The 25857-nt window shown below is 60.5% G+C and carries 27 protein-coding genes; 20 read left to right on the top strand and 7 right to left on the bottom strand.

All coding sequences use genetic code 11. The features are described from left to right. Positions 1-22 precede the first annotated feature (22 nt). The 3 genes from U5G49_RS06115 to U5G49_RS06105 all read left to right on the top strand — a co-directional run bounded on the left by U5G49_RS06115 (position 23) and on the right by U5G49_RS06105 (position 3104). Complete coding sequence (locus U5G49_RS06115) at positions 23-649, top strand: CvpA family protein (protein ID WP_018241434.1); 627 nt, start codon at positions 23-25, stop codon at positions 647-649. A 148-nt stretch (positions 650-797) separates the two neighbouring features. After that, the gene (gene purF / locus U5G49_RS06110) at positions 798-2288 is read left to right on the top strand and encodes an amidophosphoribosyltransferase (RefSeq protein WP_180693299.1); all 1491 of its coding nucleotides are present in this window, start codon (positions 798-800) and stop codon (positions 2286-2288) included. A gap of 75 nt (positions 2289-2363) precedes the next feature. Beyond that, complete coding sequence (locus tag U5G49_RS06105; protein WP_018241432.1) at positions 2364-3104, top strand: SDR family NAD(P)-dependent oxidoreductase; 741 nt, start codon at positions 2364-2366, stop codon at positions 3102-3104. Positions 3105-3217: 113 nt separating this feature from the next. Here U5G49_RS06105 and U5G49_RS06100 read toward each other — a convergent pair whose 3' ends face one another. After that, complete coding sequence (locus tag U5G49_RS06100; protein WP_193446070.1) at positions 3218-3967, bottom strand: glycoside hydrolase family 25 protein; 750 nt, start codon at positions 3965-3967, stop codon at positions 3218-3220. A 330-nt stretch (positions 3968-4297) separates the two neighbouring features. Here U5G49_RS06100 and cysS point away from each other — a divergent pair, with 330 nt between their 5' ends. The 7 genes from cysS to rarD all read left to right on the top strand — a co-directional run bounded on the left by cysS (position 4298) and on the right by rarD (position 10988). Beyond that, positions 4298-5689, top strand: a complete 1392-nt coding sequence (gene cysS / locus U5G49_RS06095) for a cysteine--tRNA ligase (RefSeq protein WP_193446069.1) — start codon at positions 4298-4300, stop codon at positions 5687-5689. Further along, the gene (locus tag U5G49_RS06090) at positions 5686-6162 is read left to right on the top strand and encodes a GFA family protein (protein WP_193446068.1); all 477 of its coding nucleotides are present in this window, start codon (positions 5686-5688) and stop codon (positions 6160-6162) included. The genes cysS and U5G49_RS06090 overlap by 4 nt, the downstream gene beginning before the upstream one ends. Beyond that, on the top strand, positions 6159-6647 hold the full coding sequence (locus U5G49_RS06085; RefSeq protein WP_193446067.1) for a GFA family protein: 489 nt from the start codon (positions 6159-6161) through the stop codon (positions 6645-6647). Before U5G49_RS06090 ends, U5G49_RS06085 begins: the two co-directional genes overlap by 4 nt. After that, on the top strand, positions 6644-7120 hold the full coding sequence (locus tag U5G49_RS06080) for a GFA family protein (RefSeq protein ID WP_033180450.1): 477 nt from the start codon (positions 6644-6646) through the stop codon (positions 7118-7120). Before U5G49_RS06085 ends, U5G49_RS06080 begins: the two co-directional genes overlap by 4 nt. Continuing rightward, on the top strand, positions 7117-8076 hold the full coding sequence (gene pip / locus U5G49_RS06075; protein ID WP_193446066.1) for a prolyl aminopeptidase: 960 nt from the start codon (positions 7117-7119) through the stop codon (positions 8074-8076). Before U5G49_RS06080 ends, pip begins: the two co-directional genes overlap by 4 nt. 164 nt (positions 8077-8240) lie before the next feature. After that, a complete protein-coding gene (gene cimA, locus U5G49_RS06070) occupies positions 8241-9854 on the top strand; it encodes a citramalate synthase (protein WP_193446065.1) in 1614 nt (537 codons plus the stop codon). 219 nt (positions 9855-10073) lie between these two features. After that, on the top strand, positions 10074-10988 hold the full coding sequence (rarD, locus tag U5G49_RS06065; protein ID WP_193446111.1) for an EamA family transporter RarD: 915 nt from the start codon (positions 10074-10076) through the stop codon (positions 10986-10988). A 69-nt stretch (positions 10989-11057) separates the two neighbouring features. Here the strand turns inward: rarD and U5G49_RS06060 are convergent, their stop codons facing one another. The 3 genes from U5G49_RS06060 to U5G49_RS06050 all read right to left on the bottom strand — a co-directional run bounded on the left by U5G49_RS06060 (position 11058) and on the right by U5G49_RS06050 (position 13991). Continuing rightward, positions 11058-11990 carry a hypothetical protein gene (locus U5G49_RS06060; RefSeq protein ID WP_183606360.1) on the bottom strand — a complete coding sequence of 311 codons (933 nt, stop codon included), beginning with the start codon at positions 11988-11990 and terminating at the stop codon, positions 11058-11060. 107 nt (positions 11991-12097) lie between these two features. Next, the gene (locus U5G49_RS06055) at positions 12098-13105 is read right to left on the bottom strand and encodes an alpha/beta hydrolase (protein WP_183606359.1); all 1008 of its coding nucleotides are present in this window, start codon (positions 13103-13105) and stop codon (positions 12098-12100) included. After that, positions 13098-13991, bottom strand: coding sequence for an MBL fold metallo-hydrolase (locus U5G49_RS06050; protein ID WP_193446064.1), 894 nt, complete (start codon positions 13989-13991; stop codon positions 13098-13100). Before U5G49_RS06050 ends, U5G49_RS06055 begins: the two co-directional genes overlap by 8 nt. 87 nt (positions 13992-14078) lie before the next feature. Here U5G49_RS06050 and U5G49_RS06045 point away from each other — a divergent pair, with 87 nt between their 5' ends. Beyond that, positions 14079-15014 carry a LysR family transcriptional regulator gene (locus U5G49_RS06045; RefSeq protein ID WP_168316233.1) on the top strand — a complete coding sequence of 312 codons (936 nt, stop codon included), beginning with the start codon at positions 14079-14081 and terminating at the stop codon, positions 15012-15014. A 47-nt stretch (positions 15015-15061) separates the two neighbouring features. Here U5G49_RS06045 and U5G49_RS06040 read toward each other — a convergent pair whose 3' ends face one another. Further along, positions 15062-15685: an LOG family protein gene (locus U5G49_RS06040; protein ID WP_193446063.1), complete on the bottom strand. Its 624-nt coding sequence runs from the start codon at positions 15683-15685 to the stop codon at positions 15062-15064. Positions 15686-15839: 154 nt separating this feature from the next. Between U5G49_RS06040 and U5G49_RS06035 the strand changes: the two genes are divergently transcribed. The 5 genes from U5G49_RS06035 (at position 15840) to U5G49_RS06015 (ending at position 22209) form a co-directional block, all read left to right on the top strand. Continuing rightward, positions 15840-17864, top strand: coding sequence for a LysM peptidoglycan-binding domain-containing protein (locus U5G49_RS06035; RefSeq protein WP_193446062.1), 2025 nt, complete (start codon positions 15840-15842; stop codon positions 17862-17864). A 313-nt stretch (positions 17865-18177) separates the two neighbouring features. Then, positions 18178-20055 (top strand): ABCB family ABC transporter ATP-binding protein/permease, encoded by a 1878-nt coding sequence (locus tag U5G49_RS06030; RefSeq protein WP_193446061.1) that lies wholly within the window; start codon positions 18178-18180, stop codon positions 20053-20055. 134 nt (positions 20056-20189) lie between these two features. After that, entirely contained in the window at positions 20190-20888 is a 699-nt protein-coding gene (locus U5G49_RS06025; RefSeq protein WP_193446060.1) for a phosphatidylserine decarboxylase, read from the top strand. A gap of 18 nt (positions 20889-20906) precedes the next feature. Next, positions 20907-21752, top strand: a complete 846-nt coding sequence (gene pssA, locus U5G49_RS06020; RefSeq protein WP_018447395.1) for a CDP-diacylglycerol--serine O-phosphatidyltransferase — start codon at positions 20907-20909, stop codon at positions 21750-21752. A gap of 310 nt (positions 21753-22062) precedes the next feature. Beyond that, on the top strand, positions 22063-22209 hold the full coding sequence (locus U5G49_RS06015) for a hypothetical protein (RefSeq protein WP_018447394.1): 147 nt from the start codon (positions 22063-22065) through the stop codon (positions 22207-22209). 225 nt (positions 22210-22434) lie between these two features. On the opposite strand, the gene U5G49_RS06010 is transcribed toward U5G49_RS06015, so the two are convergent. Further along, positions 22435-23199: an SOS response-associated peptidase gene (locus U5G49_RS06010; RefSeq protein WP_193446059.1), complete on the bottom strand. Its 765-nt coding sequence runs from the start codon at positions 23197-23199 to the stop codon at positions 22435-22437. Between the two features lie 41 nt (positions 23200-23240). Further along, positions 23241-23561 carry a YnfA family protein gene (locus U5G49_RS06005; RefSeq protein ID WP_193446058.1) on the bottom strand — a complete coding sequence of 107 codons (321 nt, stop codon included), beginning with the start codon at positions 23559-23561 and terminating at the stop codon, positions 23241-23243. Positions 23562-23743: 182 nt separating this feature from the next. Between U5G49_RS06005 and U5G49_RS06000 the strand changes: the two genes are divergently transcribed. The 4 genes from U5G49_RS06000 (at position 23744) to U5G49_RS05985 (ending at position 25770) form a co-directional block, all read left to right on the top strand. Beyond that, the gene (locus tag U5G49_RS06000; RefSeq protein ID WP_193446110.1) at positions 23744-24160 is read left to right on the top strand and encodes an NUDIX hydrolase; all 417 of its coding nucleotides are present in this window, start codon (positions 23744-23746) and stop codon (positions 24158-24160) included. A gap of 34 nt (positions 24161-24194) precedes the next feature. Further along, entirely contained in the window at positions 24195-24638 is a 444-nt protein-coding gene (locus tag U5G49_RS05995) for a TIGR02301 family protein (RefSeq protein ID WP_018447390.1), read from the top strand. 103 nt (positions 24639-24741) lie between these two features. After that, positions 24742-24999, top strand: a complete 258-nt coding sequence (locus tag U5G49_RS05990; RefSeq protein ID WP_003546972.1) for a hypothetical protein — start codon at positions 24742-24744, stop codon at positions 24997-24999. Positions 25000-25017: 18 nt separating this feature from the next. Next, complete coding sequence (locus tag U5G49_RS05985; protein ID WP_047621504.1) at positions 25018-25770, top strand: hypothetical protein; 753 nt, start codon at positions 25018-25020, stop codon at positions 25768-25770. The last annotated feature ends 87 nt before the right edge of the window (positions 25771-25857 follow it).

Raw genomic sequence — 25857 nt, 5'->3', positions numbered from 1 at the left:
GCAGTCCTGGAGTTGAATTTACATGCCCATTACGATTTTCGACGGTATTGTCATCGGCGTCGTGCTCTTCTCCGCCGTGCTGGCGATGGTCCGCGGCTTTTCGCGCGAGATCCTCTCGATCGCCAGCTGGGGCGGTTCGGCCGCCGCTGCCTATTACCTCTATCCCTACCTGCTGCCCTACGCGAAAAAATATACCGATGACGACCGCATCGCGATCGTCGGTTCGGCAGCGGTCGTCTTCCTGATTGCGCTCATCGTCATCTCCTTCATTACGATGAAGATCGCCGATTTCATCATCGACAGCCGCGTCGGCGCGCTCGACCGCACGCTCGGCTTCCTGTTCGGGGCAGCGCGCGGCGTGCTGCTCCTGGTCGTCGCCGTCGCCTTCTGGAACTGGCTGGTCGATGTCGACCACCGCCCGGCCTGGGTTAACGAAGCGAAGTCGAAACCTTTCCTGGATTCGATGGTCGTGAAGCTGAAATCCGTTCTGCCGGAGCAATTTGCCCAGATGATACCGGAAAGCATCCGTGATAAGCTGCAGCCGCCGACACAGGGCGCCGAAGGTACCACTCCGCCGGCGGGCGACCAGGCTCCGGCGGAAGACGCACCGACCGCGCCTGCAGACGGCGCACAGCAGCCGGCGAATTGACACAGTGTTCAAGAGCTTGACCCGCCCTCCGGCAATTGCCATTTGAGCGGAACATGAAATGAGGGTCCGGCCGGGCATTCCAGCTCCGCCGGGCTCAGCTATTTCTGGAAATGCCGATCCATTCTTGTGAGAGCAGAGGCCCGCAGAAATGAACCAGTCCCATTCCTTCCCGACCGACGATCCGCTCGACGGAGATACGCTGCATGAAGAATGCGGGGTTTTCGGAATTTTGGGACATCCCGATGCCGCCGCGCTCACGGCGCTTGGCCTGCATGCGCTCCAACATCGCGGACAGGAAGCGGCCGGCATTGTTTCCTTCGACGGCAAGCGTTTCTACCAAGAGCGCCATATGGGCCTCGTCGGCGACCACTATACCAATCCGATGACGCTCGCCCGCCTGCCCGGCAGCATTACGATCGGTCATACCCGTTACTCGACAACCGGCGAAGTGGCCATGCGCAACGTGCAGCCGCTCTTTGCCGAACTGGAAGAAGGCGGCATCGCCATTGCCCATAACGGCAATTTCACCAACGGCCTGACGCTGCGCCGCCAGATCATCGCGACCGGCGCCATCTGTCAGTCGACGTCCGATACTGAAGTCGTCCTCCACCTCATCGCCCGTTCCCGCCACGCTTCCACATCCGACCGCTTCATCGATGCCATTCGCCAGATGGAAGGCGGCTATTCGATGCTCGCCATGACGCGCACGAAGCTGATTGCCGCGCGCGACCCGACCGGCATCCGCCCGCTGGTGATGGGCGAACTCGACGGCAAGCCGATCTTCTGTTCGGAAACCTGCGCGCTCGACATCATCGGCGCCAAGTTCATCCGCGACGTTGAGAACGGCGAGGTCGTCATCTGCGAAATCCAGCCTGACGGCTCGATCAGCATCGATGCGCGCAAGCCGAGCAAGCCGCAGCCGGAGCGCCTCTGCCTGTTCGAATATGTCTATTTCGCCCGCCCGGACTCGGTCGTCGGCGGCCGCAACGTCTATACGACGCGTAAGAGCATGGGCATGAACCTTGCCAAGGAATCGCCCGTCGATGCCGACGTGATCGTGCCGGTGCCGGATGGCGGCACGCCTGCGGCGCTCGGCTATGCCCAGCAGAGCGGCATTCCCTTCGAATACGGCATCATCCGCAACCATTATGTCGGGCGCACCTTCATCGAGCCGACGCAGCAGATTCGCGCCTTCGGCGTGAAGCTGAAGCATTCTGCCAACCGGGCGATGATCGAAGGCAAGCGCGTGGTACTGGTTGATGATTCCATCGTGCGTGGGACGACGTCTCTCAAGATCGTCCAGATGATCCGTGAAGCCGGCGCGCGCGAAGTCCATGTCCGCGTCGCAAGCCCGATGATCTTCTTCCCGGATTTCTACGGCATCGACACGCCTGACGCAGACAAGCTACTGGCAAATCAGTATGCCGATGTTGAAGCCATGGCCAAATATATCGGTGCGGATTCGCTCGCCTTCCTGTCGATCGACGGCCTCTATCGCGCCGTTGGCGGCGAGGATCGCAATCCGGCTCGGCCGCAGTTCACCGACCACTATTTTACCGGCGACTATCCGACCCGCCTGCTCGACAAGAACGGCGAATCCATGGGCAACAAGATTTCCATGCTCGCCAGCAACGGCTGACACGGCTCGGCTTTCCCATTATCCATCCCGAGGGGTTCACCGCACCCCTCTCCCCTCGTGAGGGAACACGACATCATGAATATCAATCTTGAGGGCAAGATCGCACTGGTCACCGGTGCGTCGCGCGGCATCGGATATTTCACGGCGCTGGAGCTTGCGAAAGCCGGCGCACATGTGATTGCCTGCGCCCGCACGGTCGGCGGGCTCGAGGACCTCGACGATGCGATCAAGGCCATTGGTGGCGCGGCGACGCTCGTGCCCTTCGACCTTGCCGACATGAACGCGATCGACGCGCTCGGCGGCTCGATCTTCGAGCGCTGGGGCAAGCTCGACATCCTCGTCGCCAATGCCGGCGTGCTCGGCGTCATTTCGCCGATCGGCCATATCGAAGCAAAGGTGTTCGAGAAGGTGATGACCATCAACGTCACCGCGACATGGCGGTTGATCCGCTCAGTCGACCCACTGCTTGCCCGCTCGGATGCCGGTCGAGCGGTGATCATCTCTTCGGGTGCTGCCCACAAGTGCCGCCCCTTCTGGGGCGCCTATTCCGCTTCCAAGGCTGCGGTCGAAGCGCTGGCACGTACATGGGCCGGCGAAAGTCAAAGCACACCGCTGCGGGTCACCAGCGTCGATCCGGGAGCGACACGCACGGCGATGCGAGCGCAGGCGGTGCCGGGCGAAGATCCGCAGACGCTGCCGCATCCCTCCGAGGTCGCAAAGGCGATCCTGCCGTTGCTGGGGCCTGGTGTGACCGAGACGGGTAAGCTGTTCATCGTGCGGGAGAACAAGCTCGTCGATTACCGCCTGCCGGAATAAGCACCTGCATGATTCCTTAAATCGGACTCGATTCAAGGACAAAGTGATGCAGCAATTCAAAGTGCTACAGCGTACTTTGCGCGTCCGAAAAGACGCGCGGCGCTGTCGACGTCTCAGTTCGCTGCAACGGCTGAGAATAGATGCGCCAGGCCGGCTTCCGACGGGCATAGCGCATTGAGGTCAACCGGTCCCTGGATGCCGTCCAAGGTGCCGTTGTCGGCAAATTGCCAGATTGACCAACGACTGCACTCTTCCTGTCTCGGTTCCCTGAACACACTACGCAGCCACAGATAGTGGTCAGGAAAGCGCGATTCATTGCCTTTCAGAAATTGATCGAAGAACTCCTGAGTGACGTAAAATATAGGCTTCTCCGGAAAAGTGCCCTTCAGCTCGGTGAAGAAGGCGTTCACCTCGGCAGCCATTTCCTCGAGCGTCGGGACTTTGTTGCAATTGCCGACAAACTCCAGATCGATGGCGATGGGCAGAGTTCCCTGCTCCTTCGGCACGGTCGCCAGGACATTCTGCGCCTGATCCTTGCCCGGTCGGCAGAAGGTGAAGAAATGATAAGCGCCCCTGACCAATCCAGCATCTCCGGCGCGCTGCCAGTTGTCGGCGAATTTGGAATCCCGATGATCTCCACCTTCGGTCGCCTTCATGAAGGCGAAGCGGACATTCGCCTGCGAGGCAACCACCTCCCAATCGATATCACCTTGGTGATGGCTGACATCGATGCCTTGGATCGGATAGCTGCTTAAGGAGGGATTGTTGAAGCGAAGCATTCCGAAATCGTATGCGAAATATGCCGCGAATGCGACAACCAGAATTGCAGTCGCTCCGATCGTCGATCGAGCCAGTTTCCGCATCCTTCCTCCCTATTAACAACAGTTTCTCAACCGGCCATGCGAATTTTGCGCCGCGAAAATGGCGAGGGAATTTCAAGGGCGCGCCAACGGGTTTCATCATCGGATGGATATATCCTGTTGCCGCTGGATCGCTCTTCGCCCCCCTTGACCGGAAGCGCGAACCGGGCCATAAAACCCGCCATGAAAACGGTTATCTGCATTATCTGCCGGAAGATTATTCGCTAGCGCGAGCGCTGGCCCGGCCGTTTTCGTCTCCCAAATAGTCAAGATGCGAAACGCCCCGGTCCGCCGGTCGCGATATTTTTCTGATCGTGCATTTGGGAGAGTGAAATGGACGCGACGCCGGAACTGAAGCTGTACAACACGCTGACACGGGAAAAATCGGTGTTTTTGCCGATCGATCCCAACAATGTCCGCATGTATGTCTGCGGCCCGACCGTCTATGACTTCGCTCATATCGGCAATGCCCGGCCGGTCATCGTCTTCGACGTGCTGTTCCGGCTGCTGCGCCATGCCTATGGCAAAGACCACGTCACTTATGCCCGCAACATCACCGACGTCGACGACAAGATCAATGCGCGGGCGCTTCGGGACCATCCGGGCCTGCCGCTCAATGACGCGATCCGCGCGGTCACCGAAAAGACCGAGACGCAATTTCACGCCGATGTCGCCGAACTCGGCTGCCTGGAGCCGAGCTTCGAGCCGCGCGCCACCGACAATATCGTTGAGATGACCGAGATCATCGAGAAGCTGATCGGCAACGGTCATGCCTATGTCGCATCGGGCGAAGTGCTGTTCGACACCAAATCCATGGCGGATTACGGTCAGCTTTCGAAGCGCCCGCTCGACGAACAGCAGGCCGGCGCCCGCATCGCCGTCGACGCACACAAGAAGAATCCTGGCGATTTCGTGCTCTGGAAGCTGTCGAGCCACAACGAGCCCGGCTGGGAGAGCCCTTGGGGCCGCGGCCGGCCCGGATGGCACATCGAATGCTCTGCGATGAGCAAGCGTTATCTCGGCGATGTCTTCGACATTCACGGCGGCGGGCTGGACCTGATCTTCCCGCATCATGAAAACGAGATCGCCCAGTCGCGCTGCGCCCACGGTACCGAGGTGATGGCGAATGTCTGGATGCATAACGGCTTCCTGCAGGTCGAAGGCCGCAAGATGTCCAAATCCGAAGGCAATTTCGTCACCATCCACGAGTTGCTGCACACGGAAACCTTCGGCGGCCGCAAATGGCCGGGCGAGGTGCTGCGCCTTGCCATGCTGATGACGCATTACCGCGAGCCGATCGATTTCTCGATCAAGCGACTGGAAGAGGCCGAACGTCTGCTCGCTAAATGGCCGGCAACAGATGCCGGCGATGCGGCGCCCGATGAAAGCGTGCTGAACGCGCTTTCGGACGACCTCAATACGGTGGCGGCGGTGCAGGCATTGCATGCGTTGGCGCAAGCTGCCCATACGGATCCCGCCGTGGCTGCCACTTTTGCCGCAACGGCGGACCTTCTGGGCCTGCTGCCGAAAAAGATGGAGATCGACGAAGCCGTCGCATCGGCAATCGATGCGCTGATCGCAATGCGTCTCGAAATGCTGAAGGCGAAGAACTTCACTGAGGCCGACAAGATCCGCGACGAGCTGACGGCGAAGGGCATCCAGTTGAAGGACGGCAAGGATCCGGTGACGGGCGAGCGCGTGACGACGTGGGAGGTCAAGAGATGACCACCTATACCGGCGGCTGCCAATGCGGAGCGATCCGTTTCCGCGTCAGCGGCGACCTCAAGGATTCGTCGATCTGTCATTGCCGCATGTGCCAGAAGGCATTCGGGGCCTATTATGCGCCGCTGATCTCGGTGCGCGGCGCCGATTTCGAATGGACACGGGGAGAGCGGAAAAGTTTCCGCTCTTCCAATTTCGTCGAGCGCGGCTTCTGCGGCGATTGCGGCACGCCGCTGACCTACGAGGCGCCGGATGGAATGGCGATTGCCGCCGGCGCCTTCGACGACCCTTCGGCATTTCCGCCGGTGGTCCAATTCGGCATCGAGGGCAAGATCGGTTTCGTCGATCATCTGCACGAATTGCCGGGGCACCGGACGGAGGAGGATGCGCAAGCCGCCCCCTTCCTGCTCGAGCTCGTCTCCTACCAGCATCCCGATCATGAGACGCAGGCATGGCCACCGAAGGAGCTCAGATGACAGCGGAATCAGACAGAAGCGGCGGGTGCCAGTGCGGGGCGGTGCGCTACCGCGCCAACGGTGAACTCGGCTATCCCCATCTTTGCCATTGCCGCATGTGCCAGAAGGCGGCCGGCAATTATTTCATGCCGCTTGCCGCCGCGATGCGCAGCGATTTTGCCCTGACGCGCGGCGCACCGAAATGGTTTCAGTCCTCGGATCTTGTGCGGCGCGGCTTCTGCGGCGATTGCGGCACGCCGCTGTTCTACGACATTCCGGAGACTGATTTCATCAACATCACGCTCGGCTCGCTCGACGATCCCGATGCGGTCAAGCCGGTGATGCAATCGAACACCGGCCGCAAGATGTCCTGGTTTCACGCGCTGGATGGCCTGCCGCTGGAACCAGAGCCTGAAACTCCCGACCGCGAGAATGTGATCGCGGCAAGCAACCATCAGCACCCCGACCACGACACGAAAAGCTGGCCCCTCGGAGAAAGCTCATGACGGACACGATAAAGACAGGCGGATGCCAGTGCGGCGCCGTGCGCTTCCGCATTTCGGGCAGACTAGGACGCCCCTCGATCTGCCATTGCCGCATGTGCCAGAAGCAGTTCGGCGGTTTCTTCTCGGCGCTCGTCACCGCGCCTGAGGAAGGGATGGAATGGACGCGCGGCGAGCCGAGCTACTTTCAGTCCTCGGTCAATATCGAACGCGGCTTCTGCAGCAATTGCGGCACGCCGATGACCTATCGTCATCCGGGCGGCCTGGAGCTTGCGATCGGCACCTTCGACGACCGCAGCGACCTCGCACCGCTGATCCAGGTCAACTACGAGGCCCGCCTGCCCTGGGTCGAGGAAATCTTCGAGGCGCCGGTGCTGAAGGATCAGGATTTCTACGCACGGCAGGAGGCGATCATCTCCTTCCAGCATCCCGATCACGACACAGAAGTCTGGCCCGCGAAAGGCGTGAAGATATGACCGAGAGACTGCGCACGCTCTATCCCGAAATCGAGCCGTATGCTTCCGGCCATCTCGATGTGGGCGACGGCCATGTGATCTATTGGGAGCGCTCGGGAACGCCTGGCGCCAAGCCCGCCGTCTTCCTGCATGGCGGCCCGGGCGGCGGCATCTCGCCCGCCCATCGCCGACTCTTCGACCCTGCTCTTTACGACGTTATGCTGTTCGACCAGCGCGGTTGCGGCAGGTCGACGCCGCATGCGGAACTCCATGCCAACACGACCTGGCACCTCGTTGCCGATATCGAGCGGCTGCGCGAGATGGCAGGCGTCGACAGCTGGCAGGTATTCGGCGGCTCCTGGGGCTCGACGTTGGCGCTCGCCTATGCCGAGACACATCCGGAGCACGTGTCCGAGCTTATCCTGCGCGGCATCTATACGCTGACCAAGGCGGAGCTCGATTGGTACTACCAATTCGGCGTCTCGGAGATGTTCCCTGACAAGTGGGAGCGGTTCATCGCGCCCATTCCGGCGGAAGAGCGGCAAGAGATGATGCATGCCTATCATCGTCGCCTGACTCATGAGGACAAGAACGTGCGCCTCGCGGCCGCACAGGCCTGGAGCATCTGGGAAGGCGAAACGATCACGCTGCTGCCGGAACCTTCGACGAGCTTCAAGTTCGAGGAGCCGGAATTCGCCTATGCATTTGCGCGCATCGAGAACCATTTCTTCGTCAATGCCGGCTGGATGGACGAGGGACAGTTGATCCGCGATGCCGGCAGGCTCAGGGATATTCCCGGCGTCATCGTACATGGACGCTACGACATGCCCTGCCCGGCCAAATATGCCTGGCTGCTGCACAAGGCCTGGCCGAAGGCGGAATTCCACCTGATCGAGGGCGCCGGCCATGCCTATTCGGAGCCGGGGATTCTCGATCAACTGATCCGGGCGACGGATAAGTTTGCCGGGAAGGTATAAGGCATGCCGTGAGGCCCCCTCACCCTAACCCTCTCCCGAGGGGAGAGGGGACAAGGCAAACGACGCGGCTACCCCTTCCCCCCTCGGGGAGAAGGTGCCCGTAGGGCGGATGACGGGGCTTCCGCACAACAGAAAACAACACCCGCTTGGCGGGAGGAAACGACATGAAAGAACGCATCTACCTCTTCGACACGACGCTCCGGGACGGGCAGCAGACGCCCGGCATCGATTTCTCCGTCGAGGACAAGATTGCGATCGCCGCCATGCTGGACGAGTTCGGCCTCGATTACGTCGAGGGCGGATATCCCGGCGCCAATCCGACGGATACGGCCTTCTTCAGCGACAAGCGCACCAGCCAGGCCAGCTTCGTCGCCTTCGGCATGACGAAGCGGGCGGGCGTTTCGGTCTCCAACGATCCCGGCATTGCCGGGCTGCTGCAGGCAAAATCCGACGCCATCTGTTTCGTCGCCAAGAGCTGGGATTATCATGTCGCGGTGGCGCTCGGCTGCACCAACGAGGAAAACCTCGAATGCATCGCCGAAAGCGTCAAGGCGGCGGTTGGCGCGGGCAAGGAGGCAATCGTCGATTGCGAGCATTTCTTCGACGGCTTCAAAGCCAATCCGGCCTATGCGCTCGCCTGCGCCAAGACGGCCTATGAGAGCGGCGCGCGCTGGGTGGTGCTCTGCGACACCAATGGCGGCACGCAGCCGCCGGAGGTGCGGGCGATCGTCGAGGCGGTGATCGCTTCGGGCGTTCCCGGGCACTGTCTTGGCATCCATGCGCATAACGACACCGGCCAGGCGGTCGCCAATTCGCTTGCCGCCGTCGAAGCCGGTGTCCGGCAGATCCAGGGCACGCTGAACGGCATCGGCGAGCGCTGCGGCAATGCCAATCTGGTGACGCTGATCCCGACGCTGGCGCTGAAGAGCACCTACAACACACGTTTCGAAACGGCGATAGACGAGGAGCGGCTGCTCAACCTCACCCGGCTCTCGCATGCCTTCGACGAGCTGCTCAACCGCTCGCCCGACCACCAGATGCCCTATGTCGGCGCTTCCGCCTTCGCCACCAAGGCCGGCATCCATGCATCGGCGCTGATCAAGGACCCGCGGACCTACGAACACGTGCCGCCGGAAACCGTCGGCAACTTCCGCAAGGTCATGGTGTCCGACCAGGGCGGCAAAGCGAACTTCATCAATGCGCTGAAACGGCGCGGCATCGCGGTCGCCAAGGACGATCCGAAGCTCGACCTGCTGATCTCCATCGTCAAGGAACGTGAATCCATCGGCTATGCCTATGAGGGCGCGGATGCGAGCTTCGAACTGCTGGCGCGCCGCACGCTCGGCACGATCCCGGAATTCTTCACCATCGAAGGCTTCCGCGTGATGATCGAGCGCCGCTTCGACAGTCTCGGCCGTGTGAAGATCGTCTCGGAGGCAGTGGTCAAGATCACCATCGACGGCCAGACGCTGATGTCGGTTGCCGATGCCGAAGGCCCCGTCAATGCGCTCGACCTCGCGCTACGGAAGGATTTCGGCAAGTACCAGCACGAGATCGACGATCTCGTGCTCGCCGATTTCAAGGTGCGTATCCTCAATGGCGGCACGGAGGCGATCACCCGCGTGCTGATCGAATCCACCGACAGCGACGGTGTGCGCTGGTGGACGGTCGGCGTCTCGGAGAACATCATCGACGCTTCGTTCCAGGCGTTGATGGATTCCGTCATCTACAAGCTGATGAAGAACCGGCAGTTGGCGGGCAAGATCGCGGCGGAATAAACCTATTCCGCCGGCTCGGCGACGAGACGCCAGCCCTCGCCCGAATGCCATTCGCTTCCTTCGGACGCCGCTCTCCACCACAGGGCGTCGGATATCTTCGCGTCCATCGCTTCGTCTTCTGCTTCAAATCCTCTCACCCTTCATTCAACGAAATGAATTGGCCTATTCACGGCGCTTAAGCTAGGCCGGATCAGAAGAAGAACAAAGATGGAAACACCGATGTCGACCGATGCATCCGTTCCGTTGGCCAAGAACGAAGACAGTCCGCGCGGGTTCGCCTTCGCGCTGACGGCCTATCTGCTCTGGGGCTTCCTGCCGATCTACATGAAGGCGGTGGCGCATATCTCGCCGGCCGAGGTGATCGCGCATCGCATCGTCTGGTCACTGCCGCTGGCGGGCATCGTGCTGATCGTGCTCGGGCGCACACAGGACATCCGCGCAGCACTCAGCTCACCGCGGATGCTGGCGATGGCGGCGCTGACGGCGGCGCTGATTACCGTCAACTGGGGCACCTATGTCTGGGCGATCGGTGCCGGCCATTCGCTCGATGCAGCACTCGGTTATTTCATCAATCCGCTGTTCAGCATCTTCCTCGGCGCGGTGTTCCTCAAGGAAAAGCTGCAGCCGCTGCAGATCGCCGCGATCGTGCTTGCGGCGCTTGCCGTCGCCATTCTCGCGCTGGATAGCGGCGGCATCCCGTGGGTGGCGCTGACGCTGGCGATCAGCTGGGGTTTCTACGCCCTGTTGCGCAAGACGCTGCCACTCGGACCGAACCAGGGCTTCTTCCTCGAAGTGCTGATCCTCAGCGGGCCGGCCCTCCTCTATATCCTCTATCTGGAATTCGGCAGCGGCCAGGGCCACTTCTATCGCACCGGTCTTGCCGACACGACCCTGCTGCTCGGCTGCGGCGTCATCACCGCCGTGCCGCTGATGATTTATGCGAACGGCGCCAAGCTGTTGAAGCTCTCGACGATCGGTATCATGCAGTATATCGCGCCGACGATGATCTTCCTGATCGCCGTCTTCGTCTTCCACGAGCCGCTCGGCACAGCGCGCATGATCGCCTTCCCGCTGATCTGGGCAGGGCTGTTCCTCTATAGCTGGTCGATGCTGCAGGCAAGCCGCGGGCGCTAGCTGCTCGGTCCCGCCATTTTATGGGCATTATTCCTTCGGAGCGGAGGCATCATGGCGGAGCGCATAGGCTCAAAGCCATGATACCAGCGCCACGCGAATAATGATTCCGGCCAGCGCACACAAGACGGCGACGCCTGCAACGGGTCGGAGCGCAGGTACTGAAGCGGTAAGAATGGAGATACCGGGAAGGTCGAGAGGGTTCAGCAGCAATGCGGAACTATGAATGATTTTCTCGGTTGGGAGGCTTAGCTCCTTGTGAATGTCGAATAACAGTGTGACGGCTGCGCTCGATCCTGCCAGGCACTTCGTCAGGAAGAACAGGACATCCTGTTGCGAAACGCCGAGCAACTGCAGCAGGGGCTGCGTAACGGACGTGAATGCTGAGAGTGCTCCTGTACTTTGGATTAGTCTTACTAGCGCAAGAGAGATCACGAGCACCGGCAGGACCGCGGAAATGACCCGAATGGCATCTGCGCCACCGCGATTTATCGCCGCGAGCAGGTCAAGCCTTGCGGCGACGTGGTAATCCGCTTTGTCATCGGAACAAATCTTTCCAGACACAGGACGGCGCCCAAGCATCCAATATGCAAGAGTGGACGCGACAAGCGCTCCGCAAATGCCGTTCAATATGATCAATGCGGGATCGACACCGAGACCGGCGAGCGGAAAGCTGGCATTTGCCGGCGCCGCCGCAAGCACTGCGGCGAGGGCGGCGGCCATAAATCTGTCCGATGTTTTTCTGTGCGCCATGAGCGACAGGGCCGCAATCGGGGCAGCCGAACTTACGAGGCTGAGCTGTAAGACCGCCAAGGCTCCCAAACCATCCAAGCCGAAAGACCTGAAGAGCGGATTGGCTCGGCCGGCGACCCATCGCAATGCGCTCATTCCTTCGAGGTAACGCATCAGCGAGAATGTCACGATCATCAGCGGCAGAAACGTAAATATCGCAATATCGACGGCACTGCGCCCTGCATCCAGGATAGCATTGATCAGAATCGTCATAGAACACGAGAGGATTTGACGGCCAGGCTGAAATTCTCGGCCGGCCTGATAGGAGAAGCGCGGCCCCCGGGGATGTCGGATCCCCGGGGCCCCTTGTCGTTCAATTCCTATTCCGGTTTGAAAGTCTCATCGAAGAAATCCGCAACTTCGGAATAAACCTGCATGCGGTTGCTTTCCATGAGGGCGAGGTGTGTCGTCTCTCCGATTTCGACCCATCGCCGGTAAGGGGTGCCGGTGAGTTGCTTGAAATAGGCCTGCGCCAGATCAAGCGGAACGTCGATGTCCCACTCCCCATGCAACAGCAGCACCGGAGAGCGGATCTCGCTCGGCTGATAGTAAGGATTTCCCGCTCTCCAATAGGTGCGGATGTCCTGGATGGGACCGTTGGTGGCTCGGAGTTTTCCTTGCTCCCTGTCAGCTTCCGAGGTCTCTTCTGAAAGCGTGAATTTTGCCCAAAGATCGAACCAGCCCTCGGGAACAAGACGTTCACGCGCGTATTCGGGTGCCGTGCTCAACCAACGAGCCAAGGCGGCGTGAACCGGAACAAGCCGATAGGAACCCAGGGGGCCGCCCTGGTCAATCGGGATGGGAATGTCGCTGAGCCATTGCGGCGCGAGCAGCGCGAGCTTGACAACCTTGTCCCCGTTGCGCGCGGCATATGCGCCCGCCACGGTACCACCCCACGACATTGCGAAGACGTTGACGGCCTTGAGACCGCGAAGTCGGAGGACGAAATCGACCGCCGTAGCGAAGTCCGCAACACCAGTGTCGGTGGCGACAAGTGGCGGGTTCAGATCGGGCTCCGCCAGCATTTCCGGCGGTCGGCCGGACTTTCCGTAGCCCCGGACATCAACCGCAAAGACGTCGAAGCCTTGATATGCAAGGAAGTCAATGAAGGAGATCCCGTTGAAAGGAACATCGTAAAGACTTCCGGATGAGAAGGTCGCCCCGTGCACCATCACGATGGTTCTCTCCGCGAGAAAGGCTTTATGGTCTTTCCTTCTCTTGTTGCGGACATAGAGCTTGATGCCATCGGTTCCGCTATCGACGTAGTGCTCTTCGAATGCAATCTCGCCGGCGTGAAAACCTGAAAATGTGAGCTTGTTCTTAGACATAGGACCACCTGAATTTTTCGCCATCGCGGGTGACATATCCGGCAGACGAGCCGGGGAAATGCGTTGAGAAGTACATCGCGTGTTTGTCGGCTGTGAGTTCAAGTACGCGCCGTCTGGACTGGGCCGCCAGGTCCAAAAACTCGCAGAAGACCGTGTTGAAGTCCGGACGTTCCACCTGGATTGGGTGATGCATGACATCGCCTGCGAATATTGCCGATTCATTATCCGCTTCCAGCAGAACGGACATGTGGCCGATGCTGTGCCCGGGCGTCGGCAAGAAGGTGAAGCGATCCAGGAATGTGCCACCTTCGCTGTCGATGAAATCAGCAATCCCCGCGTCGATTACGGGCCATACGCTGTCTTCATAGACGCCGGAACTGGGAATATTGACGTCGTTGTGGCTGGCCGTTGACGAGTAGTATTCCTGCTCGACGCGCGGAAAGATGTAACGCGCATTCTTGAAAGTGGGGACCCATTTCCCATCCTGCAGCACGGTATTCCAGCCGGAATGATCGACGTGGAGATGGGTATTTATGACGAAGTCAACATCTTCCGGCGCAACACCTGCACGACGCAGTCTGTCGAGAAATGGAATGGTCTGATGATGAAAACCGGGGTTGCGAGGCCTTTCCTTGTCGTTACCCGAACCCGTATCAATCAGAATGACGTGATCGGGCGTCTTTACCAGCCAGGTGTGTATGCTGACGACAAGGGTGTCGCGGTCCTCGTCCATATCGATCCCGGCGAGCCTGGGCCCGATCGCTTTGATATCTTCAGATTTGGCGCTCGGGTAAAGAAACGAGGGCGGTACATCGTGCAGGTACTGTTCCTGCACTTTCCTCACCGTAACGCCGGCAATATGATATTCCTTTCCAAGATCGCTCATGGAACTTCCTTTCAAATTGAACTGAACCGGGACAGCGCTGTCTGATGGCCATGGACAATAAGAAGAATTCGTGCAACGATCAAATCGATGAATGAGATTGTCTCCATCGATCATTTCAATTTGTGGTCCTTCGACCTGAACCTGCTTGTTGCGTTCGATGCGCTCATGAAGGAGCGGAGCGTGACGAAGGCTGCTGTTCGCCTGAAAATCCAGCAGCCTGCCATGAGCCACAATCTCGGAACTCTTCGGACATTGCTCCAGGACGAGCTCTTTGTGCGTGTCGGCCAGGTGATGCAGCCAACCCATCGAGCGCTACAGTTCGCGGAAGCCGTAGAGCAGATACTGAGCCGCACACAGCAAGCAATTGTAACTTCGACGACCTTCGAACCTGGTCGGGCGGAGCAGATATTCCGCATCGGTTTTTCCAGTGAGCTGGAGGTGTTGCTGGTGCCGCGTCTGGCGGCCATGCTGAACGAGACAGCCCCGGGTATCAAAGTGCTTGCCCGTTCGGTCGATCCGGAACTGGTTCACAAGCTTCTTGACGACACCGTCATCGATCTTGGCGTCGGCTGCTTTGATGACGGCAACAATAGACATCGGCGAAGCCTGCTATTCGAGCAGTCTCTGATGTGTTGCTACAATCCGAGGCTTGTTGAACTTCCCGAAATATTGGATCGTGACACCTATCTCGGGCTGAAGCATGCACTGGTTTCACAAAAGGATGCCATCGAAGGCTGCATTGATACAGCCCTCAAGCGCATTAACGTGCATCTCGACGTGTCGGTGGCGGCTCCGGAATTTTTGACTGTGCTTACCGCTGTCCTGGAAGCGCCCTTGATCGCGACCCTGCCGACCAGAATCGTGAAGCGGTATGCCGGCCTGTTTGGCTTGGCGGTCGCCGACGTTCCCCTCGATTTAACGGTAAGCCCGATATCGATGGTCTGGTCGGCGGCAAGCGACAATGATCCCGCCAACCGATGGATGCGATCTCAGGTGACGCAGCTTGTTTCGGCTTATAGCTGAATTCGCCTGCAATATAGCTTGACCGCGCCAGGGGCCCCCTGCCCCGCCTACATCTTCGAAATCACCTCGTCCTCGCCGTTACGATCGGCTGCGAGTTGGGCTGCCTGGGCCATGATCGCCGGAATGATACCGGAGATCTCGTCGACGACGAGCGGCTGCACCCGATGGGCGGTGTGCAGGAAGCCTTCTTCGGTCATATGGCGGATCAGCTCCATCATCGGATCCCAGAAAGCGTTGACGTTGGCAAAGACCATCGGCTTCTCGTGGCGGCCGAGCTGCGCCCAGGTCATGATCTCGACGATCTCCTCCAGCGTACCGATGCCGCCGGGCAGCGCGACGAAGGCATCGGAGCGCTCGAACATGGTGTGTTTGCGCGCATGCATGTCAGGGGTTACAATGAGTTCGTTGAGTTGACCAAGCGAATGGCGAGTCGCTTCCATATCGATCAGGAATTCGGGAATGATGCCCGTGACCTGACCGCCGCCTGAAAGCACGCCGCTTGCAACCGCGCCCATGATGCCTTTGGTACCCCCGCCATAGACGAGGCGCAGGCCGTATTCGGCGATCTCTCTTCCGAGAGCACGCCCGGCCGCCATGTGGGAAGGATCGCGTCCCGGCCTTGAGCCGCAGTAAACGCAGATGGATCGAATCGATACAGATTGTTCGGTCATAGAGGCAAACAACTATTCCATTTCAATGCAGTCAAGAAAATTGACTGAAAAGCAGCGTGCCTAGCTTGCCTAATTGCTTTGAATGCTTGTGAAAAGCAACGGGAATCGCTAGCAATTTCGGTTACTACGGCAAATTGCCGCTCTGGGAGACATAATGATGAAGAACCGTGCCGGCTTGCTGGCCCTTGCAGTGCTCGTAATCGCAATCCTACTGATGGTATTTTTCGTCATGCCGCGCATCGGCGGCGATGCAACCAAGGTCGGCGACGCCATCAACCAGGCGAGCACGGAGCTCAAGAACACGGTTAACGAGGCCGCAAAGACATCGCGCTCCGCCGTTGCCGACTCGGCTGCGGTCGCCGACCAGGTGGGTCGCCTTTCGGCGGATGCCGGCATGTCGCTCAGCGAGCTCAAAGCGCTGTTTGCCGACGGCAAAGGCCCCGCCATCGATGTCTTCACCGCCGCCAAGACCAAGGCCGTCAGCGCGCTGACCGCACTTGCCGATTTCACAATTCCCGAGGGCCTCGATCCCGCGACCCAGACCCTTGCCACCAAAGCCAAGGACGGCGGCGCGAAAGCGCTCGCCATCGTCCAGTCGCTGCCCGAGAATATCGCCGATGCGCTTGCCGCGATCGCCAAGGCCGAAACTGCGCTAACCGGTGCGCCGGAGGCTGCCCCTGCGGCGAACACGGCAGCGGAGAATACCGGCCCGAAGCTTCCGGCCTTCGACGTATTGCGCGTTGAGCCCGACGGCTCGACGGTGATTGCCGGCTCCGCCGAACCGAACGGCAAGCTCGAGGTGCTCGACGGCGAAAAGGTGGTGACGACGGCCAATGTCGATGCGACCGGCGATTTTGCCGCCGTCCTCGACGATCCGCTTCCGGCGGGCGACCACCAGCTCGTGCTCAAGTTCACGGGCAAGGACGGCAAGAGCATGCTTTCCGAAGAAGTCGCGACCATTTCCGTGCCGAAGGACGGCAATGGCGCCAATCTGCTCGCCATGGTTTCCAAACCCGGCGCAGCGAGCCGCATCATCACCGCGCCGAAGGCCGGAACCGAAGTTGCCGATGCCTCCAATCCGATGGCGCCGCCTGCGGACAAGCCGGCAACGGGCGAAAGCTCGGCTGCGCCTGCTGCAACACCTGCACCAACCGGCGAGCTGGCGTTGCAGACGCCGAACCTCACCGACACCTCCTCCAATGGCGCAGCTACGGCACCGGATAAGACCAATGTGCCCGATGTGATGGTCAATGCCGTCGAAATCGAGGGCAACAAGATCTTCATCGCCGGCACGACTCGTTCCAATGCCAAGGTCATCGGTTATGCCGATGACAGCCTCGTCGGCCAGGATACCGCCGGCTCCGACGGGCATTTCGTCATCGACGGTGTGGTGTCGCTCTCGGTCGGCGACCACAAGATCCGCGTCGATGTCGTCGATCCCACAGGCAAGGTGATCGTGCGTGCGGCGGTGAACTTCAATCGCCCGGCCGGCGATCAGGTCAGGGTCGCCGCGCAATCGGTCCCCGCCGAAGCGAACGGCGCTTCCTCGATGGTGCCGCTCGACGAAGGCGAGCTTGGCAAACTCAAAGCGGAGGCCGGCAAGGCCTACGGCCTGCTGAAGGGACTGTTTGCCGATGGCAAGTTGCCCGGGGCCGAACAGCTTGCGGCGGCGCGCTCGGCAACGGAATTCGCGCTGCGCTCCGTCGCCGACTTCCGCCCGGCCGCCGATGCGCCGGACAGCTTCAAGCAAGCGTCCGGCTCGTCCTCGCAGATCGCCGGCAATGCGCTGAAGCTGCTACAGGGCCTGCCTAAGGATGCAAAGTCCGTCGGCGCCGCGCTCGAAAGACTGGGCGGGATGATCGCCGAACTCACCGCTGCACCCCTGCCGGCAGCGCCATCTGCAAACGATGTCGGAAGCAGCCAGCCGAAGACGATCGAACAGGCGCCGCTGACGGCGAACAACGCAGCGGTCATCATTCGTCGCGGCGACACGCTGTGGCAGATCTCGCGCCGCACCTATGGCCTCGGCGTTCGTTACACGACGATCTATATCGCCAACGAGGACAAGATCATCAATCCCGACCGCATCCGCCCCGGTCAGATCTTCGGCCTGCCGAAGGATGTGTTGCCGAATGCCGAAGAGCTGCACCGCAAGCGCCTTTCCGGCCAGCACCTCTAAGCAGCAGACATCATGACGAGGCCGGGCAGGCTATTGCATAATTTCTTAAATCGGAGTCGGTTTAAGGATAAAATCATGCAGCAGTTCAAAGTGCTACAGCGTCCTTTGCGCGTCTGAAAAGATGCGCGGCGCTGTCGTCGCCCGGCCTGTCTTTTCCTCAGCCCTGCAATTGTTGTATTCGTCCGCCTGGCACCCTATCTGGCGGTGGCGGCTGCGGGCTATGGGAAGCGCTTTCAGGCACATCCCGGTTCCGTGCTCTTGCCGGCATCGAAGCGCCCCAATCGCGGTAAGCCCATCCGGGCTGGAGACAAGCATGGCAAACGGCAAGACAGTCTCGGAATCCAACCTGCTGCAGACGCTTCTCAACCTCTGGCCCTATATGTGGCCGGCCGGCAGACCCGACCTCAAGATGCGCGTCGTCTGGGCCTCGGTCTTTCTGCTGATCTCCAAGTTCGTCCTGCTGCTCGTTCCCTATTTCTTCAAGTGGTCGACCGATGCGCTGAACGGCAGGATGGATCTTGCCGGCTCGGTGCCGCCGCTGCTGGCCGGCGCCATCGCGCTAGTGATCGCCTATAACATCACCCGGCTGATCCAGCTTGGCCTCAATCAGCTGCGCGACGCGCTCTTTGCCAGCGTCGGGCAACATGCCGTGCGCCAGCTCGCCTACAGGACCTTCGTGCATATGCACCAGCTGTCGCTGCGCTTCCATCTGGAGCGCAAGACTGGCGGGCTTTCGCGCATCATCGAGCGCGGCACCAAGGGCATCGAGACGATCGTGCGCTTCACGATCCTAAATTCGGTCCCGACGGTCATCGAATTCCTGCTGACGGCAGTGATCTTCTGGTGGGGCTACGGCTTCTCCTATCTCGCCGTTACCGCCTTTACCGTCTGGGCCTACATCTGGTTCACGATCCGCGCATCCGACTGGCGCATCGCCATCCGCCGGTCGATGAACGACAGCGATACCGACGCCAATACCAAGGCGATCGACTCCCTCCTCAATTTCGAGACCGTCAAATATTTCGGCAATGAGGAGATGGAGGCCAAGCGCTTCGACAAATCGATGGAACGCTATGAGAAGGCCGCGACCGATGTCTGGACCTCGCTCGGCTGGCTGAACTTCGGCCAGGGCGTCATTTTCGGCATCGGCACGACGATCATGCTGGTGCTGTCGGCGCTGGCCGTGCAGCGCGGCGAGCAGACGGTCGGGGATTTCGTCTTCGTCAATTCGATGCTGCTGCAGCTTTCCGTGCCGCTCAACTTCATCGGCTTCGTCTATCGCGAAATCCGCCAGGGGCTGACCGATATCGAGCAGATGTTCGACCTGCTTGAGGTGAAGGCCGAGGTCCATGACGCGCCCGATGCAACGGAGCTTCGGATCGGCCAGGGCGCGATCTCTTTCAAGGACGTGCACTTCTCCTACGATCCGGCCCGCCCGATCCTGAAGGGCATTTCCTTCGAGGTGCCGGCCGGCAAGACGGTCGCCGTCGTCGGCCCGTCGGGTGCCGGCAAATCGACGCTGTCGCGCCTGCTCTATCGTTTCTACGATATCCAGAGCGGCGCGATCACCGTCGACGGCCAGGATATCCGCACGGTGACGCAGAAGAGCCTGCGTACGGCGATCGGCATGGTGCCGCAGGATACGGTGCTCTTCAACGACACGGTCGCCTACAACATTCGCTACGGCCGCACATCGGCCAGCGACGGCGAGGTCTTTGCAGCCGCCGAGGTGGCGCAGATTGCGCATTTCATCGAAATGCTGCCCGAGGGGTTCGAAACCAAGGTCGGCGAGCGCGGGCTGAAGCTTTCGGGCGGAGAGAAGCAGCGGGTGGCGATCGCCCGCACCATCCTCAAGGCACCGCCGATCCTGATCCTCGACGAGGCGACGTCGGCGCTCGACACGACGACGGAACGGGAAATCCAGGAGGCACTCGACCTGGTTTCGAAGAACCGCACGACGCTTGTCATCGCCCACCGGCTTTCGACGGTGATCGGCGCCGATGAAATCATCGTGCTCAAAAGCGGCGAGATCGCCGAGCGCGGAACACATGCCGCCCTCCTCGAAAGAAACGGCCTTTATGCCTCGATGTGGAACCGCCAGCGCGAAGCGACACAGGCGGAGGAACATCTGAAGCAGGTGCGCGAAAGCGACGACCTCGGCGTGATAACGCGGCTTGCTCCGGCAAGCTGAGCCGGGAGACCGACGCCGGCCGGCTTTTGTTGTTCAGAACCCCGGCATGGGAACCAGGGCCGAGGCCGCAGCATTGCCCCGGAGACGGTTTTTCGCTAACCAGCAAAAATGAAAACGCAAGGAGACCGGCAGCCATGAGCCTGTTCAACACGGTTCGCAACACGATCGTTCCCGTGCACAAGGAGGGTTATCCCTTCGTTGCCGCCTTCTTCGTCGCGTCGCTGGTCTTGGGCTGGATCTTCAAGCCGCTCTTTTGGATCGGCATGATCTTCACGCTCTGGTGTGCCTATTTCTTCCGTGATCCCGACCGCGTGACTCCGCAGGACGACGACCTGGTGATCTCTCCCGCCGACGGCAAGGTCTCGGCGATCCAGATGGTGACCCCTCCGGCAGAGCTCAACCTCGGCTCCGAGCCGATGCTGCGCATCTCGGTCTTCATGAACGTCTTCAATTGCCATGTGAACCGGGCGCCGATGCGCGGGCGCATCGTCAGCATCAACTACCGCTCCGGCAGCTTCGTCAACGCCGAGCTCGACAAGGCGAGCGAGGACAATGAGCGCAACGGGCTGGTGATCGAAACCCGGCACGGCCAGATCGGCGTCGTGCAGATCGCCGGCCTCGTGGCACGGCGCATCCTCTGCTGGGCGAACCCCAACGAGCCGGTGGATGCCGGCGAGCGCTTCGGGCTGATCCGCTTCGGCTCGCGGCTCGATGTGTTCCTGCCCGCCGGTGCCGCGCCACGCGTCTCGCTCGGCCAGACGGCGGTTGCGGGAGAAACTGTCATCGCCGAATTCGCCTCCGCCAAGGGTCCCGTCATCAGCCGCCGCAGCTAGGAACGATTGGAACGCGATATGGAAACGCCTTTTCCGCCTTTCGAGCCCAATGGACCGGATGATTCCGCCCGCGGCCCGCGTCTGCGCGAAATCCCGCTCCGGCTCGTCTTTCCGAACCTCATCACCATTCTGGCGATCTGCGCCGGACTGACCGGCATCCGGCTGGCTTTTGAGAATCGTTACGAGCTCGCCGTCTCCATGGTGCTGCTCGCTGCCTTCCTCGATGGCATCGACGGACGCGTAGCGCGGCTGATGAAGGCGACTTCGAAGTTCGGCGCGCAGATGGATTCGCTTGCCGACATCGTCAATTTCGGCGTCGCGCCCGCCCTCGTCGTCTATGTCTTCGCGCTCGACCAGGCACGCTCGCTCGGCTGGATTGCCGCCCTGATCTATGCGATCGCCGCCGGGCTTCGCCTTGCTCGCTTCAATGTCATGGCCGAACGCGAAAACAAGGCGAGCTGGCAATCGGAATATTTCGTCGGCGTGCCGGCGCCGGCCGGCGCCATGCTGGTGCTCTTGCCGGTCTATCTCGGCTTCCTCGGGCTGGCGACGGACCGCACCTTCGCCTATCTCTCGTCGATCTACACCGTGCTCATCGCCTTCCTGCTTATCAGCCGGCTGCCGGTCTGGTCGGGCAAATCGGAAGGCAACCGCCTGCGGCGCGATCTCGTGCTGCCGATGATGCTCGGCGTCGTGCTCTACGTGGCTCTGCTGATGAGCTACACCTGGGAAGTGATGGTCTTCACCGTTGCCGCCTACCTCGTATCGCTTCCCTTCGGCGCCCGGAAATGGCGGCGGAAATACGGGACGCTGACGATCGAGGAGCCGGGCATCGGCGACGACGATATCGGCCGGCACATCTGACCTCCGAGCATTTCCGGATTTCTTCGAATGACGGAAATGCTTCTCTCCCTTCGTTCTGACGGATCCCCGGGAAAAGCATGCGCTTTATCCGGGTGAAAACCGTTCCGCGCTTTTCCCCGAAAACCGCTTTCGGACTTTTATTGGAACTGCTCTCTTCAGTAAGTATTAACCAACGTAGGCTTCAGTTAAGCCTCGCGAATTATGGTGGGCGTTTACAAATCCTGATAAGCGACGCCCCCGTTTTGTCGCTATTCGTGACGAAACATCAAACTATAAAATACCCAGGAAAGAACCACGCAAGGAGAGTATCGTGACTTCGAAGAAGAGCAGTACCGGCGAACAGCAGGTGGCCAAGCCAGACCTCGCCGCCAACTATCGCCCCGTCGGCCTGAAGGCTGTTGCCGCAGCATCGCTGATGGCCAAGCATAAGCCGACCGGCGTCAAAAAATCCGCTTGAGGCGGAAAGCTTCAAATCGGAATCATGCGTGCTTTCGGGTTACATGCGTTAGGCACCGCTGACGAAGTGAGTGACGAGGCGATCGCCGGAAATCTCCCGACAACGCTCTGGCGACATAAGCACAACCCGAAAAACCTGATGGACGAAGCGACGCATCGCCGCCGCCTATGTGAGACGTCGGCGCCGATCGGTCACCGACGGGCCCGCAGGTGCGGCGGATAGTGTTCAGAAGAAGCTGAGCTGGCCGTCGTCAGGCTTTTGCTTCTCGGGCGCCCTCAGCGGCTTTTCGATGACGACCGGCTCCTGCAGGTCGGGACCCATATTGGCGACCTTGTTGACCTTGTCGGAGACCGGGACGGCCTCGAAGAAATCATCCTGAACGGGCTGTAGCAGGTCGGCCACCTCGCGCGGTTCCTGGGTCTTGCAATCGAGCCAGCGGGAGAAATCCTCAGGTCTGATGACGACAGGCATGCGATCGTGGACCGCTGATATGGCTGAATTGGCTGCTGTCGTCAGGATCGCGCCGGTATCGACCTCGGAGCCGTCGGCCGACGACCATGTCTCCATCAACCCGGCAAAGGCGATGACCCCACCCTGGCGCGGCCTGATCCAATAGGGCTGCGGCCGCCCGCCGCTTTCCTTGGACGGGCGATGCCATTCATAAAAACCGGAGGCCGGAATGAGCACGCGACGATGACGCATGGCTGCGCGGAAAGAGGCTTTGCCGATCGCGGTTTCGGAGCGCGCGTTGATTAGCAGCGGGAAATCCTTCGGGTCCTTGACCCAACCCGGCGTGAGGCCCCAGCGCACGAGCACGGCGCGCCGGTCGGCCAAGTTGCTGCCCTGCTCCCTGCCCTCGCCTGATATGACGACGAGGATCGGTTGCGTCGGCGCGATGTTGTAACGCGCCGGAAAGTCGTCGAGATCGAGACCGGAGAAGACGTCGCGCAGGTCGGCGCTGGAGATTGTCAGGGCGAAACGTCCACACATCGGCTTGTCTTTGCACCCGGCTGGTGTTCGGTCAAGACACCTCAGCCTCTCGGCGCGAAGAGGATGAGGCTGGCGCCGGCAAGGCAGATCAGCGCACCGCCGATATCATAACGATCAGGCACGCGGGCTTCGACCAGCCACAGCCAAAGCAGCGAGGCGAGGATATAAATGCCGCCATAGGCCGCGAAGGTACGGCCGGCGACCTCGCTCGGCACCAGCGTCAGAAGCCAGGCGAAAAGCACCAGAGAGACCATACCCGGCGCCAGCCACAAGATGGACTTTTCGAGCTTCAGCCATGCCCAGAAAGCAAAGCAGCCGGCGATCTCGAAGACCGCGGCAAAGGCATGGATGATGTAGGTCACGGAAGCCCTTTCGAATCCTTCGGCTTTTTGCTTCATGCATGTCGCTATCTCAAAACCGCTGCACACTTTTGAGCGACATGCATTGGCAACTATCCCTGCGAAAAGTGTGGAAGCCAAGCAGCGCCGGCATGCAAATGTCGGTTCATCGGATAGGATAGGTGATCACAGCAAGAGCAGTCCCGATGACCTCCACCGCCAAACCCGGCTCCGCCGCCATCCTCGAACGCGACGGACGATTCCTTCTGGTGTTGCGCCGCAACCCGCCTTCCGCCGACATGTACGCCTTTCCCGGCGGGCGCGCCGAGCCCGGCGAAACGCCGGAGCAAACGGCACTGCGCGAATTCCATGAAGAGACCGGCATTTCGGCACGGAATCCGCGGTTATTTTCGACCTACGACCTGAAGACGCATGCGGCCGACGGCAGCGTCAACAGCCATTTCCTGCTGTCGGTCTTCCGCGTCGACGCGGATCGGGACGCGGAGGCGGAAGCCGCCGACGATGCAGCCGCCCTCGGTTGGTACACGGTGGAGGAAATCCGGCGGCTGCCCGTGCCACAGAGCGTACTTGAATGCGCTGAGCGGCTGGCGGGCGGCGAATAGACGTGGAAACTTTCAAGCACGCCTTGTTGCCGTCATGCTCAGCGTATCAACTACGAACATGATTCCCGTTCGACGTGTTTTTCTGTCCCTGCTCGTCCTCGCCGGCCCCACGATGGCGCAGGGCAAGAATACGCCGCCTCCACAGGAGGAGCAGATTGCACCGCCGATCGTGAACGTGCCCTATGACGACAAGCTGGCGCGGTTCGCCGAGGTGCTGGGTTCGGTGCATTATCTCAGAACGCTCTGCAAGGCGCCTGGCGGCGACGAGTGGCGAAACGGCATGCAGCAGCTGCTCGATTCGGAGACCGGTAACGAGCAGCAGCGCAAGGAAAAGCTCACAGCGGCCTTCAATCGCGGCTATCGCGCCTTCGCCTCGGTCTATACGGATTGCACCCCGGCGGCCATCGTGGCAGAAGAGCGCTACCGTAACGAAGGTGCAACACTTGCCACAGAAATTACCTCGCGCTTTGGAAATTGACGTTTAATTAACCTGTTTTCGCATGCGGACGTGTCGTTTTGGGAAAAGGCTGTTAGTGTTGTTAACGGTGCAGTAAGACATGAGAAGTGCTGAGGAAAAAACAATGGAAGCAAGCCTCAACGACATCGACGACATGATCGTCCACGAAAAGATGCAGGCAGCTCTGGAGTACCAGAACGAGGCTTGGGCCGACGGCATGGCCGACGGGATCGAGCCTGAAATCATCGCTGATGCCGCCATTGCACATGCGCTGCGCGAGACGATCAGATTGCATGGGGAAAAGAGCGCCGAAGCCCTGCTGGATTCGCTGCGTGAGCGCATGCTTGCCGGCGAATTCTCCGCGAACCGCACCCTGCAATAATTGTTATCAGAGAGTTTGATGCACACCGGTAAAGAGAAAGTTTCGCGAATTTCGCTCGCGCCGGTGCTGCTTGCGTTCAGCCTCGCCGCCGGCAATGTTTTCCTTGCGCCGGCCGCCTACGCGCTTTCCGAACTGCACAACATCCCCGGCCAGGCGGCCAACGAGACGCCGCCCGCACAGGGAAGCGCTCAAGGACAGAGCCAGCCGCAGACCACTCCCGGCGTTCCCATGGCCGATCCGTTGGTCAACAGCCAGAACAATCAGGGTGTCGACAAGACGCCCGGCACCCAGGATAATTCCAAGCCCACCGAGGTGATCTACGACATCAGCAAGGTGCCAGAGCCGGTTCGCAAGATGCGCGAGCAGATCGTCGAAGCGGCCGCCTCCGGCGATCTCGAACGGCTGCGGCCACTGATGGGCACCGGCACCGACCAGACACAGGTGACGGTGGGTGAACCGACGGACGACCCGATCGGTGCGCTGAAGGATCTGTCGGGCGATCCTGATGGCGACGAGATCCTTGCCATCATGCTCGATATCGTCTCGACCGGCTTCGTGCATGTCGGCCAGGGCACAGCAGACGACATGTATGTCTGGCCCTATTTTGCCGAGAAGGACCTAAAGTCGCTGACGCCGCCGGAGCGCGTCGAGCTGCTGCGCATCGTCACGGCCGGCGATCTCTCCGACATGCAGGAGTTCGGCGGATATAATTTCTACCGCCTCGGCATTACGCCTCAAGGCAAATGGAAATTTTTCACAGCAGGCGATTGATGCCCGTCTCGCCTGCGCTTTTCACGTTACGCATGGCGCTTGCGATCCACCTCATGAAGACATACCTCTGAGCGATGACCAACGCGA

Source organism: Rhizobium indigoferae (genome assembly GCF_034554815.1).
GTDB lineage: Bacteria > Pseudomonadota > Alphaproteobacteria > Rhizobiales > Rhizobiaceae > Rhizobium > Rhizobium leguminosarum.
Note: the sequence above shows the minus strand (reverse complement) of the source record. Positions and strands in the feature narration are given on the sequence as shown.

What these genes read in the sequence shown, in the direction of transcription:
- U5G49_RS06115 (WP_018241434.1), top strand. Translation starts at nt 23, where the DNA reads ATGCCCATTACGATTTTCGACGGTATTGTCATCGGCGTCGTGCTCTTC.
- purF (WP_180693299.1), top strand. Translation starts at nt 798, where the DNA reads ATGAACCAGTCCCATTCCTTCCCGACCGACGATCCGCTCGACGGAGAT.
- U5G49_RS06105 (WP_018241432.1), top strand. Translation starts at nt 2,364, where the DNA reads ATGAATATCAATCTTGAGGGCAAGATCGCACTGGTCACCGGTGCGTCG.
- U5G49_RS06100 (WP_193446070.1), bottom strand. Translation starts at nt 3,967, where the DNA reads ATGCGGAAACTGGCTCGATCGACGATCGGAGCGACTGCAATTCTGGTT.
- cysS (WP_193446069.1), top strand. Translation starts at nt 4,298, where the DNA reads ATGGACGCGACGCCGGAACTGAAGCTGTACAACACGCTGACACGGGAA.
- U5G49_RS06090 (WP_193446068.1), top strand. Translation starts at nt 5,686, where the DNA reads ATGACCACCTATACCGGCGGCTGCCAATGCGGAGCGATCCGTTTCCGC.
- U5G49_RS06085 (WP_193446067.1), top strand. Translation starts at nt 6,159, where the DNA reads ATGACAGCGGAATCAGACAGAAGCGGCGGGTGCCAGTGCGGGGCGGTG.
- U5G49_RS06080 (WP_033180450.1), top strand. Translation starts at nt 6,644, where the DNA reads ATGACGGACACGATAAAGACAGGCGGATGCCAGTGCGGCGCCGTGCGC.
- pip (WP_193446066.1), top strand. Translation starts at nt 7,117, where the DNA reads ATGACCGAGAGACTGCGCACGCTCTATCCCGAAATCGAGCCGTATGCT.
- cimA (WP_193446065.1), top strand. Translation starts at nt 8,241, where the DNA reads ATGAAAGAACGCATCTACCTCTTCGACACGACGCTCCGGGACGGGCAG.
- rarD (WP_193446111.1), top strand. Translation starts at nt 10,074, where the DNA reads ATGTCGACCGATGCATCCGTTCCGTTGGCCAAGAACGAAGACAGTCCG.
- U5G49_RS06060 (WP_183606360.1), bottom strand. Translation starts at nt 11,990, where the DNA reads ATGACGATTCTGATCAATGCTATCCTGGATGCAGGGCGCAGTGCCGTC.
- U5G49_RS06055 (WP_183606359.1), bottom strand. Translation starts at nt 13,105, where the DNA reads ATGTCTAAGAACAAGCTCACATTTTCAGGTTTTCACGCCGGCGAGATT.
- U5G49_RS06050 (WP_193446064.1), bottom strand. Translation starts at nt 13,991, where the DNA reads ATGAGCGATCTTGGAAAGGAATATCATATTGCCGGCGTTACGGTGAGG.
- U5G49_RS06045 (WP_168316233.1), top strand. Translation starts at nt 14,079, where the DNA reads ATGAATGAGATTGTCTCCATCGATCATTTCAATTTGTGGTCCTTCGAC.
- U5G49_RS06040 (WP_193446063.1), bottom strand. Translation starts at nt 15,685, where the DNA reads ATGACCGAACAATCTGTATCGATTCGATCCATCTGCGTTTACTGCGGC.
- U5G49_RS06035 (WP_193446062.1), top strand. Translation starts at nt 15,840, where the DNA reads ATGATGAAGAACCGTGCCGGCTTGCTGGCCCTTGCAGTGCTCGTAATC.
- U5G49_RS06030 (WP_193446061.1), top strand. Translation starts at nt 18,178, where the DNA reads ATGGCAAACGGCAAGACAGTCTCGGAATCCAACCTGCTGCAGACGCTT.
- U5G49_RS06025 (WP_193446060.1), top strand. Translation starts at nt 20,190, where the DNA reads ATGAGCCTGTTCAACACGGTTCGCAACACGATCGTTCCCGTGCACAAG.
- pssA (WP_018447395.1), top strand. Translation starts at nt 20,907, where the DNA reads ATGGAAACGCCTTTTCCGCCTTTCGAGCCCAATGGACCGGATGATTCC.
- U5G49_RS06010 (WP_193446059.1), bottom strand. Translation starts at nt 23,199, where the DNA reads ATGTGTGGACGTTTCGCCCTGACAATCTCCAGCGCCGACCTGCGCGAC.
- U5G49_RS06000 (WP_193446110.1), top strand. Translation starts at nt 23,744, where the DNA reads ATGACCTCCACCGCCAAACCCGGCTCCGCCGCCATCCTCGAACGCGAC.
- U5G49_RS05995 (WP_018447390.1), top strand. Translation starts at nt 24,195, where the DNA reads ATGCTCAGCGTATCAACTACGAACATGATTCCCGTTCGACGTGTTTTT.
- U5G49_RS05990 (WP_003546972.1), top strand. Translation starts at nt 24,742, where the DNA reads ATGGAAGCAAGCCTCAACGACATCGACGACATGATCGTCCACGAAAAG.
- U5G49_RS05985 (WP_047621504.1), top strand. Translation starts at nt 25,018, where the DNA reads ATGCACACCGGTAAAGAGAAAGTTTCGCGAATTTCGCTCGCGCCGGTG.